Source organism: Enterovibrio sp. FF113, from assembly GCF_041439165.1.
GTDB classification, from domain to species: domain Bacteria; phylum Pseudomonadota; class Gammaproteobacteria; order Enterobacterales; family Vibrionaceae; genus Enterovibrio; species Enterovibrio norvegicus_A.
In genome coordinates, this window is the sequence record NZ_JBGONO010000002.1 from 176,090 (window position 1) to 197,940 (window position 21,851).

Here is a 21,851-nt window from a genome sequence, read left to right on the forward strand (position 1 = left end):
GATCCCTGATTTTATTGTGCTTTCGCTATATTTTCGAGCCGTTGAATCAATGACGGCTCCCAGTCAACCAACGACGTTCTGGTCGTCTGTTCTAACAAAATTTGATACTGCTGTTCTGCCATGGCAGACAGTTGATGACGACGCATGACATCAGCAGATAGCATGCGCCAGTAAAATTGATCTCTCGGTTCGTTCGATTCCGCCAAACCATCGTTGAGCATGGCAAGCGCGACGGATAAGCCGCCTTCATCTGCTAAGGTAAAGGCTTCTTTGCGTTTCGCATCCCAATCAGACGTCCCTGCCGAGCCAGTGCTTGAGGTTTCACCTTCATCGAGCCAGCGGCGAGTTTCATCGTTCACAAACGGCGCACCGCCTTTAAACCTCAGTTCGGTAACCTGAGGAAGACGACGAATGAAGGCTCGGGTTTCATTGGCAATGGTGTCTGCCCATTCGGTGTTACCGAGCTTGACCGCAATGCGATAACTCAAAAAATGGCCGTCAATCCAATACGGTGCCACGGTTAGACTTTGTTCCACTTTGCGCCATAGCGCGTGGTCTGCCCCCCGATTTAGCTGCTCTTCATATTCTGAAATACGATCGAGTGATACTGGCATCAATTGGGTTTCCCCATTGGCTTCAGCTTCTGGTACTGACGTGATCGAAAACCACACGGCGAAACGGCGTAATCGCAACGAAAGCGCAATACCACCACCATCCAGTTCTGATACGAATTCAGACACTTTGAGCAGTGTTTGCTTCACTGCGCGATCGGAGCTGCCATCAATTTCTAACTTGCCTGCACTTGCGGCAGTTGCTGACGAAGAGGTCGTTGCACTCGCCCCTTCAGAAGCACTAGCCGTAGCTTGTACTACTCGCTCATTGTTAGTGAGTTTGCGTTTAACCACCGCACCAATGTCATTGACACCGTCCGTCGGTAAATCATGTTCTGTGGCTGCTTCCTCAAGTTCAGCGAGCGCTTTGGCGAGTTGCACTTTTTGATCTTCATCGAACATCGAGGCATCAATTTTGTCTGCCGATTTTTCTGTGCGTTGAATGATCTGCGAGTAGAACTTGCGGCGAGGCAGCACGCCGCGAGGACCAGGAGCCGGATGACAAGTATCCCAGTACCCTTTAATGAAATCCGCCAATACGAAAATCGACAAGGTAAAACGCTCCGGCGACGCTTGATGCTGAAGACACTGCAACAGATGCGTCAAAAGCTTGAGATCCTTGGTGGTGCCTTCCATCAATTTGAACGCACTTTGTTCCGCTTCTGCCCATTGCACTTCCGTATGGGATAACGAACCGACTTTCATCATTTGTCCTTCGACAAAATCCAACAAGGCGTCTTCCAACAGACGCTCTCCAACAGGGTTTGCGCCCTGGATAGGTTGCGTCACTCGCTGACGATACGTTTGCATATCCATAAGCATTCCCTACCAACGACACGTTTGACGCATTGGGCCAATCGTCTCTTTAAGTTCAGCCGTATCGAACGTCAAATTGCCAATTTCATCCAAATCAGAACGCACCACAGCACGAGGGCCTGACATCAACGCTTTCATGACATCAATCGCAGGCAGGCCTCGACCCGCTCGCATGATGCTCCCCGAGTCATCGCTGAGCCAGCGCTGGGTAAATCCAGAATTTGCCGATGTCGTTACCAAGGCTTTTCCTGCCGCCGTTACTTCAGGTAGTACTAATTCCACACGGCTGATGCTATCGATACAACTAAACATCAAAATGGGCATATCAGCGGTTTTTTGACCGCGATCCGGTAAAGCCGTCGCTGTCATCCACATACCCGCTTTCGGTTCTTTTGAATTGACATAGCGAAGGACAAATCCAGTGCTATCGTCATCACGCTGACTCTCGCTGGCTGTAGCTCGTAGCCACGCTTCAGGCTTCAACGCTTTGAACGTTGTTTCCGGCACTTTCATCAACGGGGTATCAAACACATTGTCAAAACAAGCTAGCCGGTCCAACCGGCCAACAATGTCGACACACACTTTTGCCTGCTCAAGAACATCCGTGACTTGAGGTTCACCCGTGTCGTGCTCATTAGCTAACACCGAAAACGGTGAAAGCAAACAAGTGAGCAGTAAGCAGCCCATGGGGAAGTGAATGGCTCGACGCATGGTTAACTTATCTCCATTTTCAAGCATTTATGGGCCAAGGTCCTTTTTGGCAATCCAAGGCTTTCTGCGGCTTTGGTTCGGTCGCCATCAAAACTAGTGAGGCGTGAGCGAATAACACTGATTTCAAAGTGTTGAACCGCCAATTTAAGGTCATCAATATTCGTGATATCAACGCCGATATAACTGTCCGTTTCGACTTCGTCATTGCTGGCTAACATTGGGCTACGTTGCTGAAATACACGCCCGCTAAAGCTATCGGCTGATATTTCTTCACCGTTCACTGTTATCGCGCAGGCATATTCCACCAAATTACGAAGCTCTCGCACATTACCGGGAAAGTCATGACGATTAAGCAGATCAAGCGCGGCATAACGCATACCCACAATGTCTACATTCGCCATCTCGTTATAGGTATGAATAAAGTGGCGACAAAGCTCTGGAATATCGTCTTTACGTTCAACCAACGCAGGGACAAAAATAGGGAATTGATTGAGGCGATAGAATAGGTCTCGACGAAATTCGTCGTTTTCTGTCTTCTGCTGCATCGCAACGTGTGTGGCAGCAACAAGGCGAAAATCCACCTCCACTTCTTTGGAACCACCCACTGGGCGATAGCTGCGTGACTCCAAAACTCGCAGCAATTTTGCCTGCAAGGTCAACGGCATATCGCCAATTTCATCAAGAAACAGCGTGCCACCGCCTGCATCAGCAATCAGGCCAGTTTTGTTACGGTCAGCGCCCGAGAACGCGCCTTTTTGGTGACCAAACAACTCGCTTTCCAGCAAATTTTCTGGAATGGCGGCACAATTGATAGCAACGAAAGGTTTGCCTTTGCGATCTGATAACTCGTGAACGGCGCGAGCCACTAGCTCTTTACCTGTTCCCGTTTCACCGCAAATAAGGACGTTCAGCGACGATTGTGCTGCGGTCACAACCTTGTTTCGCATTTCTTCCATCGGCTGACTTTCGCCAATCAGGACACGTTTCAGTTCAAAGGCTCTCTCACGCTGTTTTTCATCACGGCGAATGGCGGCAATCGACGAACTCAGTGCATAGATTTGACGATGCTCATCACCAAGGTCCGTAATCATCTGGCATTGATTGATGAATATTTCACAAATGCGCGTCCATTGGGGATCGGCCAACAAACTGCTCAATATTGTCGCAGGACCCATCATGACCAACAGCGCGTTAATGCGCTTCACTCCAGGCGGTAACGGCATAACCAACACACTTTCCCCGCGACTTCTGTGCGACATTAGATCGACAAATGTGCGGTTTTCTAACCAGTAATTCAGCTTTGACGGATCAAGCAGCATCGCAGACGCAGATTGAAAGACGTGGGCGAAGGGATGCGAAAAATCATCCACTTCCCACTGATAACGGCTTTCGTTTTCTTGCACACAGAGCTTTCTTCCCTGTTCACAAGGAAACATGACCCATACATGTGAAACACCCAACGCGGCCTCCACCTGCTGCGAGAAAGTGGCCGTAAGCTGGCCTTTTTCCCGCATCGTGGAAATGGACGCTGCGATGGAAAGCCAATCAACCATCGTCTAGATCACCTCGCTGACGAATTCACCGTCTTCAGCGGTTAAACGAACGCGTTGAACGGACTCACGGGCTGCAAGCTTATTAAGTAAAGCTAAGGAAACGGGTGGCAGCAGTTGGCCTTCAATGATGGCTTCAAGCATTCTCGCCCCATTTTCGGCGCGGGTTGCACGACGCTGAATTTCGCCGATCAAGGCATCATCGATATCCGTTTCTGCTTTATAGCGCTGCTCAAAGACTTTCACTAAACGCTGTAGCTTGCCTTTGATAATGGCTTGTAAGGTATCGCCAGTCAGCGGCAGATACGGCACCACTTCCATTCGCGCCAGCAACGCCGGTTTAAAGAAGGCAGCCAATTCTGGGTAAAGTTGCTGTTCAAGCGCTTCGGGTTGTTCTGCAAAATCAACAATGGTCTGGTAACCCAAGTTGGAAGTCAGGAAGAACACGACGTTTTGACAATCAATTACGCGCCCTTCGCCATCGGCTAATTCGCCTTTATCAAACGCTTGATAAAAAAGGTTAAGCACTTCTGGATGGGCTTTTTCCACTTCATCCAACAGCACAATCGAATACGGCATTTTACGAATAGCTTCGGTCAAGATGCCCCCTTCGCCATACCCGACATAACCCGGAGGTGAACCGATTAGTCGAGACACCGTATGTTTCTCTTGGTATTCCGACATGTTGATTGTGGTAAGAAACTGTTTGCCGCCATACAGAAGCTCTGCCAGTTGCACGACGGTTTCTGTTTTACCGACACCACTCGGGCCCACCAGCAAGAACGCACCTTTCGGGCGACCTGGACGACGCAGATCTGCGCGCGCAGTCAGCAAATGGCGATGAATACATTTCAACGCCACATCTTGCCCTTTGATTTGTGCGCCTAGCAGATCGGGAAGATGGGTAATGCGGCTAAGTTCATCGGTATTCATTTGATCAACAGGTACGCCCGTCCAATCACCGATGACTTCTGCGACTTGCTGTGCGTCAACATGTGGATGAACCAAACGTTCATTGTGCGGAATGGCCTCAAGTTCACGATAAAGTGCTTTGAGCGAGGTGCGAGTTTCTTCAATTTCGTCATCGCTCAGTGCAACTTCCGCTTCTTCTATTGAGGCTTCGTCCTGATCTTGCACCGTCACTGGTACCGCGAGAATTTGCTGACGCTTTTCTATGATTTCATGCACCAGCGTCTTTTGTGTTTGCCACGCTTCATTCAGGCTATCTTGCTCTTTAAGATCGCGCACCTCATCGGCTTCCAAAGAAGCTAAGAGTTCGTTATCAACTTCATAGCCTAATTGCGCCTCACGAGTGATCATGTCAATTTGGCGCTGACGCTGAACCGTCTTGGTTTCGAGCTCAGCCAAACGGCGCGGGGGAGAGCTTAAGTTAATCGCGATACGCGCACAGGCGGTATCCAGCACATCAATGGCTTTGTCTGGTAGTTGGCGACCCGACACATAGCGATCCGAAAGTTCCGCAGCAGCAACCAAAGCATCATCACTGATCAATACTTTGTGGGCTTTCTCATACACACCATGTAAACCGCGCATAATGTCCACGGCTTGTGCGCTGGTTGGCTCATCAAGCTTCACCAGTTGGAAGCGACGACTCAGTGCAGGGTCTTTCTCGAAATATTTTTTGTACTCTTTCCATGTGGTCGCTGCGACCGTACGCAGCTCACCACGCGCTAGTGCAGGCTTTAGCAGGTTGGCAGCATCACCGCCTCCTTCCTGTGCACCTGCGCCAATCAAGGTATGCGCTTCATCAATAAACAAAATGATTGGGATAGGAGAGGTTTTCACCTCGTCAATAATGGCTTTGAGGCGCTTTTCAAACTCGCCTTTTACAGAGGCACCCGCTTGCAGTAAACCCAAATCCAAGGACATGAGATCAATGCCGAGTAGCGATTCAGGCACATTGCCATCAACGATACGCTGCGCTAACCCTTCAACAACGGCGCTTTTACCCACACCTGCATCACCCACGACGATCGGGTTGTTTTTTCTGCGGCGACAAAGAATGTCGATCATCAGATTGATTTCGTCATCACGACACAGCACAGGGTCAAGTTCACCTTGCTTTGCCATGGCAGAGAAGTTGGTACAAAAACGCGCTAATGCGGTTTCAGCCTCGGCTGGAATGGGTGCACCACCCGATTTTGAGGATGTCTTCACCGCTGTTTCCGATGATGATTCGGTAATACGTGCAAAGTGCTTTTTCACGGTTTCGCGGTTAACCGATTCCAGTTGACGGATCACATTGAACGGCAAATAACGATCTGGGCGCATCAAAGCGGCAAGAAAAATAATGCCCGAGCGAATCTCAGTGTGCCCCATTTCAGTTGAACCAAGCATCCAAGCGTCTTGCAGCAATTCCACTAAAAGTGGCGAGAATGATGGCGTGTTTTCCGGAGCAATCTCACGGCTCAAAGCATCACCCGTCAGCTGACGAATGTGTGTGTGATCAACCTCTGCACTTTTCAACAAAATGCGCACATCAGAAAGCGGATTTTCCAGCAGGGTAAATAGCAGATGCTCAGTGGTTACTTCAGGGTTCTGTCGCTCAATGCTTAGCGCACCCGCTTGCTCCAGTGCCAATTTTGATTGCTGGTTAAGTTTGCCAATGAGCGTGTGAAGTTCAATTCGAATCACGGGTTCACCTGTTATTGAAGAAGTTGACTAAGTTGTGCAAGTACGCCGGACGTTTTGCTGTTCAGTGCGAGCGAGTAACCGATAAATACCACGACCAATAACGTGGCAAAGCCCGCGAAAATCGTCCAAACCGGCATTTGTTTGCTTAAACGATATTTGGTTGAAACCACGTTGTCTGAGGCACTGGTCAGTGAAAGCGGTTCTTGATCATCCAATTGACGCAGTAGCTGGTGCAGTTTGGTGATCACTTTTTCGTATTCTTCTCTGCCCTTTTCCATCACTTTGTAACGCCCTTCAAAGCCCAAAGTCAGGCACAGGAAAATGAACTCTAAAAGCGACTTATAGCGCGCAGGTTCACTTTCCAAACGAGACAGAATGGTGAACACTTTTTCGCCACCCCAGGTTTCGTTATGAAAACGGGTCAGCAAAGAATGTTCAGCCCAAACACTGTCTGCCCCCCAAGGGGTGCTCATGATGGCTTCGTCGACAAAAGAACAAAGTACGTAGCGATACGCGAGGATCACGGCATGGTCATAATTCTTTTCCGTGAGCTCCACTTCGATGGCTTTAACTTCTTCCACTGCTTGTTTGTAGATAGCATCCACGTTGTGGCATTCGGACAATTTTCGCACGCGTAGTGCCATACCCAGCAACGGCGTAGCGGCATCAATCAAGGGGTTGATATTGTCGCCACGCAGTTTGAACCAGTAGTCCTGATCGGCATCAATATTCGCCGCTTCATCGAACAGTAGATGGTCGTAATGGCGTTCGCGATCAGGCGTATCTATATACATTTCAGCCATGACTTAGCTCCTTATTGCCCAGAATTGCAGGTCAATATCTGGGAAGTTTCCTGCAACATGGAAAGCGAATCCGCTAGCGTTGTTCAACATGGCCCAAGCCGCGCTGGTTTTGTCCAATTGGTAATAGGTATAACCGGCGTGATAAGGCAATTGACGCGGAGCAACAGGCAACGGCGAGATCGGAATGCCGGGCAGTTGAAGCGAAATAAGCTCGCGGATTTTCTCCACCGAGGCCACCTTGGTTTGTTGTACAAACAGCTTGCGAAGCTCTTCCATCGGCATGCGTGCACGTACTGCCAATATGAAGTCGGCATCACGAACCAGCGAAGGATCTTGAAGCGGAGCAACCATGAGGCCGTATTTGCGCTGATGCAGCTGAATAGACACGGCTCTCGGTTCGAGAACAATGCTCAGTGATTGGCGTAAACGGGTCATGACCGGACGGAATGATGACACCGGCATATCATGCTGATAGCTGCCGAACTCTGGCGCCATGCGGCTTTCGTCCGTAAAGGTCGCCAACTCACCACACATGGATGATAACGCTTCGTAAAGACGCTCTGGATGCAGGCTACGTAAACGAGAAAGATGCTGAAGCTGCGGTTGCATTCGGTTAAGTGATTGCAACAACATGAAGTCAGACACGTCTGCCACACCACCTTGGCTAGGTGCACCGATACGTTGAGAAATGTTCTTGGCCCGTTCGCGCATTAGGCCTGCCATTTCACCGATAAAACGGTGCAACGCAGAAACCCCACTGACATTGATATGGCAAGGAAGAAAAGTCTCGTCCAACAACACGCTGCCATCGGGTCGCTTTTCTAGAATCCGGGCGATAGCGATTGATGCATACGCACTGCGATCTTCTTTCTCAAGCATTAGTCTCAGGCTGACAGGGCTGACATCAATCGGCGCCATGTCGCCTTGATAGGTGTGGATATCTCGCACTTCTTGGCTCGTAGACACATAACGCCCAGAGCCCGCACCTTCCGGCCACGAGACTTCAGTGATCGCATCGCTTCGCAGTGGGATCGCCAAATAGACAATCTGGTTCGCCAATGAACTGTCGGCGACTTCCAACGCTTCTGGCTGTATGTCTTCTTGAGGAATTCGGAACACGGTACCATCGGGCATAATGCCTGATGCACTGTCTAACGCGATGCGCCCAAAACTTAAGTATTCGGCGTTTAACGTCATTTCCGAAATGCCGTAAAGATAGCGACTGACCGCCGAAATCCTTTCGTCCAGCACATATTCAATATTGCGTTGTTGCTGCTGAAAATGCTGAGGCTTAATAAACAGCCCTTCGTTCCATACAACACGGTTTCTCGCTGACATCTTTATTCCACTTTATCGAGTATGACTTCGTTCTTGTCGATGTAGATAAGCAAGTGATACTTCCTGCCTACTGGGATGATTTTGATCACTTTCTTCCATTCGCTGACATCTGGGTCGGAAAACCGCACCATGGTTGATATGTAGCGAGTGTCTTCCTCAATCTCAAACTCATCGATGAACTTAAATTGCCCCGGAACCAGCGAGTAGTCTCGATGGTCGATATAGTTGCTTTTAAGCGCAGTTTTAGCTTCATCAGCCAACTGCTCATAACCCGACGACAAAAACATCGAGTCATCTTCTAGCTCAAACACCTGCACTTCTACAGGCGTTGCATCGCCACTGATATTGGGGTTTACGTTCCCAGTCGCCACCAAGCTGTATGTCACTGTGGTGGGCTGATCTTGGGGTAGATCTGATCCCGCGCAACCAGCTAGTTGCAATAGGAGCAGACATGCAATCAGACGTAACATCACGTTAGACCTCCTGCTGCTTCTCTCGAAGTTTGCGGTCATAGGCTTGATCGAATACTTCCCAAAAAAGCTTCTCGAACCCTTTTTGCCTGTCCGAGGTCAGTTCGTTGTAGTAACTCTTGTACATGTTCCATGCATACGCATCCGCAGACTCGGGCGTCACTTGACCAGGACGGCGATACGCGTTAAATCGACGCATAAGCACTTCAGGTGAAAATGCACGCAGAATTTGGCCGAGCGCTTCAACGGTGGCAATCTGCACCGCTTCGTTGTGGTGGCCGACATTGGTTAAACTTTCGCTGATAGCTGACGGCGCAGACAAATGCACAGCGCTGCGATCGCGGTCGAACATGGTGTCCACCGTATCTTCATAAGACAGCCCTAAACGCAATGGGTTATCTTCAATTGGCTGGAGGTTTTTGCTCATCATGCCGTAACGGCTTTCTTGCACTTGACCATGCAGGTCTAACAAACCACGAATGGCAGATTGAAGCGATGCACCAAGCTCTTCTGACAAGGCTTGCATCTCTGCCATGTTGTTGGTGTTACCTGCTTGCGTGCCTAGGCCACGCATCAGAGGGCCAACCACTAAGTGGTTGGTGTCATCCGGTGATATACCTTCACCGTATTCACCGCTGGAATAACCAGTAAACGCTTGTTCGCTATAAACGTTGTCGGTAGCATCCTGCTTTGCGTAGTCTCGCCCGACTTCTCGTTCTAGGCGCTCAAGAGTTTTGTCATCCATAAGGGAATCCTCGTTGGTTAAAGTCTTTTTCAGGGTTATTGCTGAACTCATTTCGTATTCGCTGTCGGCATGGACGGTCTTTTCGCTGCCATGCCATTCCGTGTCCCGCGCCAGCAAATAGTCTTCACGTTCTTGATTCGCTGTCGGCTTTTCTTTCTGATCGCTCAAAGGGTCAATCCCAGCGTCATTGGCTATCTGTATGGCGTCCAACGCTGCAAGCGGATCGTCAACCACGTCATCTTCACCCATGTCGCCATCTGTATCTTTGGCATCGGAGCCAATGTCTTCGGCACGATGTTGATGAAGAAACACGTTCTCCAAACCATGCTGACCCGTGGTGATACCTTCACCCGCTTTGGTCAGGTGAATACGTATTTGATAGGGACCAATCAACACCATGTCGTTGTCGTTTAAACGCGCCGACTTTCCCGCGCCAACAGGTATGGTTGCGCCATTCATGTAGCTCGCACCACGCACATCAAGCAGACACAACTTGCCGTCCGTTTCGACAATCTCCGCGTGGTGTGAAAATACCCGCCCTTCACGGTCTCGAAGGTGCCAATCATCCGCAGGGCTTGCGCCCATCGACCCGCCCGCTTGTGAAAACGTGTGTGTGGCCGACAAACCTGCTTCAAGATGTTGCGTATTGGTCACGACCAACGTCGCCTGCTGTGCGGGCTCTGGGCGTTCAATTTCACTGTCGGAATACTGTTGTGACATAGGTCCCTCTATTGCCTGATTTGGATACGCACAATGCGGGGCTTGTCCGCCACGCCCGTAAACGATGACCAACCCAGTGATGCAGGTTTGGCGTGATTTAATTGCATGGGTGGCGCTTCATCTGGCTTAATACCGAGTTCTAAGTCGAATGCCATCTGCTCACGCAAAACAAATTCAACTAAGGTGATCAGCGGCAGATATTCTTTACCTGATGGCAAAAAATCACGAAACCGTGCTTGGGTTAAGCCGTTAATACAAATAACGAATTTCCCGCTTCTGTCTCCGACTTTACTGCCAATGACCGAATCCACACCGATGGAGGCATTCGCCGCCCCTAAGCGCATTTTTTGATCTTCTGGGATATCAACATGGCGCAATTCCCATTGGCGAATCGAGACATCTTCAAGATCAAAGCAGTGGGAAATAATCCCAGAAACCACTTGCGGTGAACGGCTTCTTCCCGCCAATACGCCGGCATAAGAGAGCATCTTGCACCAGTTGATCGGCGTGTCTCCGCGAAGGTTCTCATCCGCCAATCCGACTAACGCAAACAACTGCGCCGAAAAGCCATCTGACGCGTCTTCACGAAAGCGAATGTAGTAACGGTACTTTCGCCAAATTTGATAGATCAGTGTGAGTAAGCGGTGGTTAAAGAAGTCCAAAAAAGGCTTTCTTAATCCGGTCTCTTCGCTTTCTGTCAGAATGTCTTCAAGAAAGAATCCTGGGAGCGGTGACTGCGCGCCGCTCATGCCAAAAAAAGTGGTTTCGAGACGCAAGCGATCCCCCGCTACGGCATCAAGTGCAGTGACATCACTGGCTGCGAAACCCAACCCAGGGTTTGCACCAAAAAGCAGTTTGCTTGATGTTGATGCTTCGTCTTCTGGGTCAAGATCGCTGATGTTATGCAGCAGCTCGACCAACTGATAAAAGTTATAACCACGGACATTTTTGGGCAGCATGCCTGCGTCGTTGTCGCTCCCCATCCCGTCAGGCACATCGGGATCAACGGAAGTCGCTAGATCAGCGGCTGTTGACCGTTCTGTAGTCCCCATGTGTACCTTTCCTGGTTATCTGCGTTAATCACGACAAGTTCGTGAAATGAATTGATGCTGGCGTAGAGTGAGAAAAATCGGCTCAACACAGTGCCAAAGATATAGAGCTCGCCTTCTGATCCAAAACACGCTTGTGACAAGGTAATTTCGGAGCGAAGACCGCGCACGGGCAACCCACGAATGAGTTTTTCAACGGGCGCAGAATTGATCTCGACAATGCCATCGAGTCGATGACGGGAAACACGCTCAGCTTGCCTGTCCACCAAGGCGCGAAAATCATAGGCGCGTAAAACAGACGACAGCGCATCTTTCGACAGCAAGGACAGGTAGTTCAAAGACAGATTCGAAATCAATGTCCACAACAATGTGCCGTCCAACATCGGACGCATTGGCGCGGTTGGTTCGGTCAAATTGCTGAAACTGGCATAGGCTGGTGACGAATCTGTTGGCACACAAATATCGCCTTTACCCAACTCCATCGGGAGTTGTCGGTTAGTACAGGTCAACGACAACGAAATGGCTTCGCTAAAATCTGTGCATTCCGTTTCGTCGCTGCGGACAAACGAAATATGGTGATCAAAACCATCATTGTGAATACTGTCTTTTACTCGTACTCGGTAATAGAGCGCCTTGCGATTACGTGCACGTTCGATCTCGTGCTGGAAGCTCTCAAAAGGCGTGTAGTTTCTGATTTGGCCGCGGATACGACCAATATTGTTTTCTTGCCACCCTTGCACCGTGTCGACGCTGAAAATTTCGTAGTGCGCCGTGTAACGACTTGAAGGCGTGATTTTGTATTCGGCACTTTTCCCATTCAGATCAATCGGATCGGCATCATGAGTGAACAAGTTAATGACAGGGGTACAGTTAAGCTCAAACGTTTCATCTTTCACGCGCACATCTGGCGGCAACGTTTTCGAAAAGCTAAAACGCAGGGTGAAACGTCTTTCCACATCAGCGGGTACGTAGCGCCCAAGATCTTTAACGTCAAAGAAGAGAAATGCTTCAGGAAATGAAAGGTATTCCTGCAGAATTCGATACCCTTCATACACATTTTTAGGGTACGGAAGAATGGCATCGTCACCATCAAACCCAACCGCCCTAAACGCACTTTTGGGTAAGGTAACCACTTTGTCACCGGCAACCACTTCCACTTTTTCGAGATAGTGACTGAGCCACAGGTACAGCATTTCAGCGCTGTAAGTTTCGCCGCCCAAAAAGAAACGAAGAGACTGCAGGCCTATTTGTCCTGCCTTCTGATCGCCCAGAATTTTCATATCAACGTCGATCAAAGACGCTTCACGCGTGTGAACAGTGCTGACTTTGTTACGTCGAAGTGGATAAATGCTCACGTCACGACAGGTGCGAAAATGACAAACGGTGCCAAAAACAGGGTTGGCATCTAACTGCGTTCCCTTCGCAATGGTTTGGCCGTACGTTAAGGCTTTTTCGTCTGGAGAAAATTGAACAATGCTAATGCTGGGTACCGGACGCAAATAGTTAGGCCACAGCATATTGATAATGGAGTGCGTCAGTTCCGGAAATTCGTCTTCGACCTTTTGGCGAAGTCTTCCCGTCAGGAAGGCAAAACCCTCAAGCAAACGCTCGACATCGGGATCGGTATTACGACTATTGAGAAAACGGGCGAGCTGCGGATACACTTCGGTAAACTCGAGTCCCTGCTCTCTGAGGAAAGCAAGCTCATCCCTGAAATATCGATTCCTTGACACCTACACTACCCTGTATTTTCGATTACTATCCAAAAGCAGGTCAATTTGTACATTACGGTGCATAGCACCTAAATTGACCGACGCATTAATCTGAAACCGCAAGTTAAGCGGTGAACCGTTATCTGGTAGAACATTGATGTCCATGCTCTGGATACGGGGTTCATACGTTTCGATACACCGGCGAATCGCTCGCCGTATTTGCAACGCAAGATCGTGTGAACTCAGCGATGCATCATTAAAATCAATCAGGCCTAAATCGGGCGCACTGAGGGATTCCCCAATGCGCGCGTTTAGCAGATTCGAAACATTGTGTTTCAACGACTCGAGCACGTCGGCAGCTTCAGGGCCTTGTGTAACAGAGCGTTGCGGCGCATCAGCTTCTAGCCGTTGGAAGAAGCTGACGCCGTACGCGATGTCATCTGCATCTGGGATGGCCATCGATTACGCCTGATCCAAACGACCTACCAATGACAACTCGAAGTTTGCACCCATGTATTTAAAGTGCGGACGCACTGACAAAGACACTTGGTACCAACCTGGATTACCCTCGACATCCATCACTTCTACTTTCGCTGCGCGAAGTGGACGACGGCTGCGAACTTCTGCCGGTGGGTTTTCCTGATCTGCCACGTACTGACGAACCCAAGTGTTAAGCTCACGCTCAAGGTCTTGACGCTCTTTCCACGAACCGATCTGCTCACGTTGAAGCACTTTGATGTAGTGCGCCAAACGGTTGATGATCATCATGTAAGGCAGCTGCGTACCCAACTTGTAGTTGGTTTCTGCTTCTTTGCCTTCTTTCGTGTTCGGGAACACTTTCGGTTTTTGAATCGAGTTAGCAGAGAAGAATGCTGCGTTATCACTGCCTTTACGCATAGTGAGTGAAATGAAGCCTTCTTCGGCCAATTCATACTCTTTGCGGTCAGTCACTAGCACTTCTGTTGGGATCTTCGCTTGCAGAGCGCCCAAAGATTCAAACAGGTGTACTGGCAAATCTTCCACTGCACCGCCACTTTGAGGACCAATAATGTTCGGACACCAACGGTATTTTGCAAAGCTCTCAGTCAAACGAGATGCCAATGCAAACGCGGTGTTACCCCAAAGGTAGCTTTCATGTGATTCGCTAACGTTTTCACGATAGTTGAATGATGTGATTGGGTTTTCGACTGGATCGTAAGGAACACGAAGCAGGAAACGTGGAGCAGTTAGACCGATATAGCGAGCATCTTCTGATTCACGCAACGCACGCCACTTGGTGTAACGAGGGCTTTCAAAAGTAGCGGCTACGTCTTTCAGGTTTGGCAGTTCTTCGAATGAATCAATGCCGAAAAACTCTGGAGAAACGGAAGACAGGAATGGCGCGTGCGCCATGGCGCCAACTGAACCAACGTATTGCAGCAATTTCATGTCTGGCGTTGATGGTGTAAACGCATAGTTACCCACCAATGCTGCCACTGGCTCACCACCAAATTGGCCATAACCGGCGGAATATACGTGCTTGTAAAGGCCAGACTGGGTTGTTTCAGGTGCAAATTCGAAGTCATCTAACAGCTCTTGCTTAGTCGCATGCAGCACTTCAATTTTGATGTTTTCACGGAAATCTGTGCGATCTACCAGCAGCTTCAAACCACGCCAAGCAGACTCCATTTCCTGCACAGGCTGGCTGTGTAGAACGACGTCCATTTGCGCACTGATTTTCTTGTCTAGTTCAACCAGCATTTGGTCGACGAGCGCTTTGTTTACAGGCTCTTGCTCTTTATCAGAACCGATCAGATTCTCAACAAACGCAGCAACACCTTTTTTAGCAATATCATAGCCTTCTTCGCTAGGTGCTAGTCGGGTTTGCGCCATGATTTCGTCGAGTAGACTGCCACTTTCTTTGACAGAACTCTCCAGCGTTTTCTCTTGTACGGACATTAACAAAATCCTTTTCTCTTCTGCGTTAGTTAAGCATCGGAAGCTGGTTGTTCTTCAGCGCTTACCAGATCCAATTCAGCGAGGAGCTTTTCGCGCGAATCTTCAGAGGCCAAAAGCTCCTGAAGGCGACCACGAAAAGCAGGAATATTTCCAAGAGGGCCTTTCAATGCGACCAACGCTTCACGAAGCTCAACAAGCTTTTTAAGTTCGGGTACTTGATTGGCAATTGCGTCTGGCGAGAAATCGGCCAAAGACTTGAATGACAATTCAACAGGAAGTTCTTGTCCTTCTTCCTCTGTCATGACATTTGGTACAGACGTGGTTAAAGAAAGATCGCTCTCTCGCATAACCGCTGTGAAATTATTTTTATCAACAGAAACCGCCTCTCTCTCTTCAATTGAAGTGTCTTCCGGGTGACCTTTAAAGTCTCCTAAAACGACCATTTTCAACGGAAGTTCGATCTCCGATTGAGCATCACCCGTTGCAGGAACGTATTTAATATTAATACGTTCTTTAGGTGCAACACTTCCCTCTTTCGCCATCTTATTACTCTCCTTTACATTGTAGAGATGTATGCAACTCAGACGTTGCTGTATTTCGATGCGCTAACATTCATTAATGAAAATCAGCAAAATCAAAGTCATTCACAACATGTGTCATTTGTTTCAAAAATAAAAATATGCAACTAAGAAAATTATTAGAACCAGAAAAACATCACTCAAACGCAAGTTATTTGAGACGTGAAATTAAGGAAAAATTGTCATTTAAAGCAGAGAACATCAGGGGGGAGGGAGGAAAAAGATGAGACAAATCAATCAAAAACCTTGAATCACACGATCAATGCAAGACAAAAACATCAAGGTTATCGAAATAAATCGCCATCATCAGTATTTACTAGTACCACCGTAGAACTTTGCTAACCAACGTTTTAATTTTTATCGCTATCAATCTCAATGGTAACGTTCGAAACGGCCAGGGGAGACAGCATTTTTATAGTTTTATTTGTTTCATAAAGCATTCATTAAGAACACTAAGCGTAATATTAACTTCTTTATTCGTCCTTGAGAGACATCATGAGACATGTTCACGACCCACCACAAGGTATTTAGCAAAAATTTGCACAGAAAAATATTCAAACACGATCCCCGTCGATATTTTACACAGACAATACAGGAGTGTCATTTTTGATAAAATCAATATTTATAAACTGACATATCACACATTAATATACTGACAACTTTGAATTTTAAATAAATTAGAACAACCTAATTAATAATGCTTTTATCATCCATTAATAATGAAAGATTAGATTATCATGAGTGGTGTGAATAGTTTGAAGTGAGGAGTAAATCATATAAGGCGTTTTACTAATGTGAAACGAGTACTGTTCAATGACCCGCTATTTACATGCAAAAACTTAACATGTTGTGATTATCAAATATGTAAGCACTTTCAATGTGCTTGTCCAGTGGGCATTTTCGGGGACATAGCTCTAACCAATATTTACCGTACCACCACCAATAACGACACCTCCACAACCCACAGCGTCACCTGTTCTTGCAACAGGCTTTCCGTTTGCAAATACGGTAGGAGATCCCGCTGCAATACTTCTTCCATGGGGCGGGTTTTTCGGCTTATCGTGTGGTGCAAGTGCATCACCTTGTCGAGCAAGAGGGATGCCATCGACCTTCACATCTGGCGATGCAGAGGTAACAGGTGATGGATGAAACCCGTCATGATCGGTGCCGATGTTACCTAAAACGACTGCATTTCCCATGACGATTAATCCTTATAGTGACACTGTGTGTTGAAAACAAATACCGTTGATTAGCAAACTAGATAATGCAAAAAGTGATCCATCTTTTAATTGTTTTACTTTCAGAATCTTATCGTCATCGGATCACTTAATTCGAGCAAATAATTGCTCAGCATTGAGCCAATTCTTGCCCAGAGAGCAATTTCTTGCTCGATCTAACGTTTAAAAGTTAAACGCCACACCCATGCCATAAGCACTCTCTTTGAAGTTGTAATTGGATATGGTTAGCCCGTAGCCCGTTTCGACTTTCATGTATCCGCGCAACCCTTGATAGATTGGGACATTCCAACTCAGCCGGTAGTATCCGCGATCTAAGTCTTTAGCAAATAAGTTGCCAAAAAGTACCTTTACTTCTTGATTCTCAGTGGGACGCCATCCTAGTTCTGTTTCGCCATAGCCAAGATAATCTGTGATATTCGGGTTATAGCTCACGCTGCCAAACCTAAACCATGGTTTGAATCGGATATAGCCCCAATCAAAGTTGCGCTTGATATCAACATAAGCTCGATTCCAACTCACTTCATTGTCACCCCCTGCTCCGTTCGACTCATGTTCAGCCCCCAGCGAAAATTGCCACGGATCGATGTTCATTTGATAGAAGAGTTCTGGGTTGTAATTACTGTCGCGAAAATAGGCTGAGCTATCATAAGCCTCCCAGTTTGAGCGCTGGGTATAAGCCATATACAGCCCATCATCTTCAAACCTCAAAATCCGATACTTCACACTGAACTGAAATTGCACAAAAGTATCCTTTGCTTCGCTATCGTTAGGGTTCAACGGAGCAAATCGCGCTTGATTAACGTTGGATTCTTTGTAGTACGGCAACAAGTAGTTATCTCTGTGCGCTGAAAACACATTTTCAGATGCTTGTGCTGTTGGAGATATCAAGATCATGGGCGCGATGAGCGCCGACATAACAAGCGGGTAAATCAGTGTGTTCATCAAACCTCCCTGAAAATCGACATTCAATGTTTTCTCCGCAACCAATCACGAAAAAACAGAGCAATGAAATCAACGAGAGTATAGATGGCCATTATCCGTTAAATGTCGAGATTAACCTGCTGAATCAACAATGAGTCAGCCGGAGATGTCGCGAAGTGACAAAGAGGCGCTGGGGACTGAAAATCTGTTGTCGTCATGTCTGCAATTCTTGCTTAGACCTGTTGCAACGCCGCATTATTGAAGGATTTTATTGTTACACCCCCATCGTAACAATTATCATCAATGAGACTTGGTCACCCAAGACGCCAAATGTTGTTACTAAAATGGAATTTACTTATGTTGTTTTCGGCTCGCCGATATTTTACTTTTTTATTCACGCTGTTGTTTAGCAGCTCAGTATTCGCAGATTCAATTGCTAGTTACCCAAGCGGCTGGGAAGACTGGCCCGTTGTTAAAGAATCCATGAATCTCCCAGCGGATACCGTTCTCCCCCCCGACGCCTCTTTGTTTATGCAAGAATCCGTAAGAGCATATTCATGGATCAATGATGGTCAAGGCTCGCCTCTCACTATCCGCGTGAATCCCAAGAAACTTGAAGAATACAAAACCCATGGCCCTTATAGCGACGGGCCGACAGTGATTGCCGTGTCTGAAGCACAGGGAATTATCTGGGTAACAGAGCACTTTGGCGGATTAGCCCTTTATGGTAGCTACAACCGAAAAGGTGAAGACATCAGCAGCATGCACTCCTCCTTAGAGCCTGCCTTTTGTCAAAGTTGTCATGATACTTACAAAGACATATGTATAAACGGCACCTGCACGGAGCCTGTCTCTTCTCTTTATGAGTAATTTCAGTTAACCGTTCCCCTTTGATTTGGATTTTAGAGTGCTAAAAAGATTTACGATAAATCAGCTTCTCTTTGTTTCTCATCTGATGTTGGTGCTAGTGCTTATCGCTGGTATGAGCGCCTCGCGCTATCAAAGTGAATGGGAAAGCCGAGTTAACTATGCCAACGAACGGGCCGAGCGTACGCTGACGCCTCTGGTCCGTGACTTTTCCGCCGCAGTCGCAGGCCGAAATTATGCAAACCTAATGATGCCCTCTCAAAATGAAGCACTCTTTAATATTGGAGAGTTGTTGTTTCTCGACATCCAGGGGAAATCAGATTACAGCGAAAACTCCGTCAGTGTGCGCTATTCACGAGAGCACATGACAGTGTGGCGAACGGATGTCACGCAAGATGAGATCAACGACGTCTCAGCACGAAAAAACACGCTGATGGCAGCGCTTGATAATCCCGAAAATCAACACAAGGTGAGAAATAGAAAACTGAATTTCGTACTCAACAAAACAGTTGATGACCTAAACGCTCTGCAAAAAAGTACGCGTCTATCATCATCGTTTACGCCACGCTGGCCTCCTTCTAGCCATTCTGAAAAAGCGTTTCAGCTTCACCAAGAGGATGAGGTTCTGATCGTACAATTGCCACTGATCAACAAAAATGGCGGTCATGTTTGGGCGGTGTTTGATGCTGCTAATCTGTTCACTCTTAAGCAGCAGATATTTATCACCTTAGCCATTGAAGCCTTTGTGGCATTGTGTGTTTCTCTATTGCTGATTATCGGCGTCACACATTGGTTGGTTGCACCATTAAGTAGGCTAGCTAAACGAATAGACCACGACATCGAACACCTCGATATCTCGGATCTCGAGGAACTTCGCCGCAATGATGAGATTGGCGTGCTGGCTCGTGGTCTTCACACGCTAACCCTCAAAGCCCAAACACAAATGAAAATATTGCGGCATCAATCGGATACTGATGCGCTCACTGGGCTAGCAGGACGCCACAGCTATACGGAACATGCCGACGCTTTTTTCCAAGCAACGCGTGCCGAAAATAAGCTTTTTGGCATTGTTGTTTGTGATATTGACCATTTCAAAGCATTTAATGACACCTTCGGACATGGACGCGGTGATGTCGTGATTAAGTCCACCGCAAACGCCATTTTAAGCGCATTACGCAAAGACGACTTGTGTTTCAGAATTGGCGGCGAAGAGTTTGTCGCTCTGCTTCAAATTGAAAATGCTAGTGCGCTTGAAACGGTTGCAGAACGAATGCGCTGTAGCGTTGAAGATCTCGCTATTCCTCATGCCGCCGAAAGTGCAGTGGTCACGCTTTCTATTGGCGCATTACTCATCACGCCTTCGGCATCTGCAATGTCGTTTTCAGATGCTTTCGATGAAGCTGATTCACTGCTTTATCGCGCTAAGCGCAGCGGCCGAAACCAAATTGCCATTGGCACCCTGCAAGACCAAAAACCACCTCCAAGGAAAGAAAGTAGTGATAGAAAAACAACTGAGATTATGGATTGATACCGACATTACCATTGGCCTTCGCGATGGATTCTTACAATATAAAGATGTCGATGATGGCTATGCATTGGGCTGTCTCATGCATAGTCCAGAAGTTGAAATACTCGGTATTAGCTCAACACGTGGAAATACCGATAACATCGAGGAGTCCACTCAAACGGCGCAACACTTTGTGTCCAGCTTTGGCGCCAATAGCTACAAAGTATATAAAGGTGCGACGTCCAATTTTGTCGCTTCTGACAATACCAGTGACAACAATACAGAAAAAGAAAATAAGCAATCTGATGCGGTAACCGCTCTTATTGAAAACCTAGAGCAAGGCAATTTAACGATCCTCGCTATTGGTGCGCTCACCAATATTGCCGACCTTATCAAAACCCGCCCTGACTTGGTTTCAAAAATCGATAGCATCATATCGGTGGCAGGAAGGCAATCGACTGATGAACATTTCATTTCGGGAACATTTCAGCTCAAGCCCTTTCGTGACCTCAATTTTGAGTTCGATACTGACGCGTTCAACTACGTGCTAAAAAGTGGCGTCTCTGTCGTATTGGTACCCTTTGAAGTATGCAAGAAAATGTGGGTTGATTTTGACGACCTTGCTCGTTTACGAAAACAGGGACCCATGGGTAACTTCCTTGCTCGGCATGCTCTAGGTTGGTGGACTGAATGGGAAATTGTGTTCGGTTCCCACAAAGGGTTCAATCCATTTGATTTAGTCGCCGCTGCTTACGTTGTCAATCCGCAATGGTTCACCACTAAACCCTTATTTGCACGCACTGAGATTGCGCCAAGCGACACGGAAAAAGGAACGCAAAAACCTTATCTAATTTGCACTGATTCTCCCGCAAACGCTTACCCTGTTTCCTATTGTGTGGACATTAACGAAAAAGCGAAAAGCGATGTCCTGACGAGATTGGCCAAGCAGACCATCGCACAACAGGTTTTAGGGCTCTCTCACGTCAACATTATTGTAGAAGATGTTGACGTTGCTGCTGATTATTATCAGCGAGTATTGGGCTTTGAGCGCGCGTTCGACGAAACCGGAGAAGCCATGTCATATCGCGGTATCTCTATGAAAAGCTTTGCACTAGACGCTGGGTTAGAGGAACAACCCGTCACAATCGACGTTCAGTTTGTACGCCACCCACAAGCAGGTATCTATTTAGAACTGATGCGATACCATCAACCAACGGGTAAAACACAGCTGCCCATTCAGCCTAAAACATATGATTTGGGAGGCCCGAGACATATCGCATTGGAAGTTGCTAACTGTAATGATGTCTTTCACTTCCTGAAAGAACAAGACGGCGTCACCATGATTAATACAGCTTCAGATTATAAGCCTGTTGAGTTAGATGGTTTTCCGATCACGTTTTTTTACTGGATTGATCTTTATGGCGTTCAGTGGGAAATGGAAGAAGGACGTCGAATGGGTAAGATGCTAGGCATTGTATAACCTCTAAGGTATATCTGTGATAAGCATACATAGACAAACAGCCACTGAGATACTCAGTAGCCTTTGATCTCACTTTGGTTTGCCATAGACATGTCCATTCGAAAAAAATCCGCTGATTATTCAGCGGATTTTTAGTTTAGCG

Annotated in this window: 18 protein-coding genes; 3 read left to right on the forward strand and 15 right to left on the reverse strand. The window is 47.5% G+C overall.

The features are described from left to right. Positions 1–11 precede the first annotated feature (11 nt). The 15 genes from tssA to ACED36_RS02590 form a co-directional block, all read right to left on the reverse strand. Complete coding sequence (gene tssA, locus ACED36_RS02520; RefSeq protein WP_016958842.1) at positions 12–1,427, reverse strand: type VI secretion system protein TssA; 1,416 nt, start codon at positions 1,425–1,427, stop codon at positions 12–14. Between the two features lie 9 nt (positions 1,428–1,436). Further along, positions 1,437–2,165, reverse strand: coding sequence for a type VI secretion system-associated protein VasI (vasI, locus tag ACED36_RS02525; RefSeq protein WP_371732726.1), 729 nt, complete (start codon positions 2,163–2,165; stop codon positions 1,437–1,439). Continuing rightward, on the reverse strand, positions 2,141–3,691 hold the full coding sequence (locus ACED36_RS02530) for a sigma-54 interaction domain-containing protein (RefSeq protein ID WP_371732727.1): 1,551 nt from the start codon (positions 3,689–3,691) through the stop codon (positions 2,141–2,143). The genes vasI and ACED36_RS02530 overlap by 25 nt, the downstream gene beginning before the upstream one ends. Positions 3,692–3,694: 3 nt before the next feature. Beyond that, on the reverse strand, positions 3,695–6,343 hold the full coding sequence (tssH, locus tag ACED36_RS02535; protein WP_371732728.1) for a type VI secretion system ATPase TssH: 2,649 nt from the start codon (positions 6,341–6,343) through the stop codon (positions 3,695–3,697). Positions 6,344–6,354: 11 nt separating this feature from the next. Continuing rightward, entirely contained in the window at positions 6,355–7,131 is a 777-nt protein-coding gene (gene icmH, locus ACED36_RS02540; protein ID WP_371732759.1) for a type IVB secretion system protein IcmH/DotU, read from the reverse strand. A gap of 18 nt (positions 7,132–7,149) precedes the next feature. Next, positions 7,150–8,484 carry a type VI secretion system baseplate subunit TssK gene (gene tssK, locus ACED36_RS02545; protein ID WP_371732729.1) on the reverse strand — a complete coding sequence of 445 codons (1,335 nt, stop codon included), beginning with the start codon at positions 8,482–8,484 and terminating at the stop codon, positions 7,150–7,152. 2 nt (positions 8,485–8,486) lie between these two features. Then, positions 8,487–8,954 carry a type VI secretion system lipoprotein TssJ gene (tssJ, locus tag ACED36_RS02550; RefSeq protein ID WP_017003677.1) on the reverse strand — a complete coding sequence of 156 codons (468 nt, stop codon included), beginning with the start codon at positions 8,952–8,954 and terminating at the stop codon, positions 8,487–8,489. A gap of 4 nt (positions 8,955–8,958) precedes the next feature. Continuing rightward, the gene (gene tagH / locus ACED36_RS02555; RefSeq protein ID WP_016958849.1) at positions 8,959–10,419 is read right to left on the reverse strand and encodes a type VI secretion system-associated FHA domain protein TagH; all 1,461 of its coding nucleotides are present in this window, start codon (positions 10,417–10,419) and stop codon (positions 8,959–8,961) included. An 8-nt stretch (positions 10,420–10,427) separates the two neighbouring features. Then, entirely contained in the window at positions 10,428–11,471 is a 1,044-nt protein-coding gene (gene tssG, locus ACED36_RS02560; protein ID WP_016958850.1) for a type VI secretion system baseplate subunit TssG, read from the reverse strand. Next, the gene (tssF, locus tag ACED36_RS02565; RefSeq protein ID WP_026023904.1) at positions 11,435–13,201 is read right to left on the reverse strand and encodes a type VI secretion system baseplate subunit TssF; all 1,767 of its coding nucleotides are present in this window, start codon (positions 13,199–13,201) and stop codon (positions 11,435–11,437) included. Before tssF ends, tssG begins: the two co-directional genes overlap by 37 nt. Continuing rightward, entirely contained in the window at positions 13,202–13,639 is a 438-nt protein-coding gene (gene tssE, locus ACED36_RS02570) for a type VI secretion system baseplate subunit TssE (protein WP_016958852.1), read from the reverse strand. Positions 13,640–13,642: 3 nt separating this feature from the next. Continuing rightward, positions 13,643–15,118, reverse strand: a complete 1,476-nt coding sequence (gene tssC / locus ACED36_RS02575; protein ID WP_016958853.1) for a type VI secretion system contractile sheath large subunit — start codon at positions 15,116–15,118, stop codon at positions 13,643–13,645. 29 nt (positions 15,119–15,147) lie between these two features. Further along, positions 15,148–15,660, reverse strand: coding sequence for a type VI secretion system contractile sheath small subunit (gene tssB / locus ACED36_RS02580; protein ID WP_016958854.1), 513 nt, complete (start codon positions 15,658–15,660; stop codon positions 15,148–15,150). Between the two features lie 950 nt (positions 15,661–16,610). After that, on the reverse strand, positions 16,611–16,895 hold the full coding sequence (locus tag ACED36_RS02585; protein WP_016958855.1) for a type VI secretion system PAAR protein: 285 nt from the start codon (positions 16,893–16,895) through the stop codon (positions 16,611–16,613). Between the two features lie 201 nt (positions 16,896–17,096). Then, complete coding sequence (locus ACED36_RS02590) at positions 17,097–17,876, reverse strand: phospholipase A (protein WP_371732730.1); 780 nt, start codon at positions 17,874–17,876, stop codon at positions 17,097–17,099. A gap of 336 nt (positions 17,877–18,212) precedes the next feature. Here ACED36_RS02590 and ACED36_RS02595 point away from each other — a divergent pair, with 336 nt between their 5' ends. The 3 genes from ACED36_RS02595 to ACED36_RS02605 are packed head-to-tail and all read left to right on the forward strand — an operon-like array spanning position 18,213 to position 21,709. Beyond that, positions 18,213–18,725 carry a hypothetical protein gene (locus ACED36_RS02595; protein WP_371732731.1) on the forward strand — a complete coding sequence of 171 codons (513 nt, stop codon included), beginning with the start codon at positions 18,213–18,215 and terminating at the stop codon, positions 18,723–18,725. 37 nt (positions 18,726–18,762) lie between these two features. Continuing rightward, complete coding sequence (locus ACED36_RS02600) at positions 18,763–20,250, forward strand: GGDEF domain-containing protein (RefSeq protein ID WP_371732732.1); 1,488 nt, start codon at positions 18,763–18,765, stop codon at positions 20,248–20,250. Further along, positions 20,219–21,709 carry a nucleoside hydrolase gene (locus ACED36_RS02605; protein ID WP_371732733.1) on the forward strand — a complete coding sequence of 497 codons (1,491 nt, stop codon included), beginning with the start codon at positions 20,219–20,221 and terminating at the stop codon, positions 21,707–21,709. The genes ACED36_RS02600 and ACED36_RS02605 overlap by 32 nt, the downstream gene beginning before the upstream one ends. Positions 21,710–21,851: the final 142 nt, after the last annotated feature.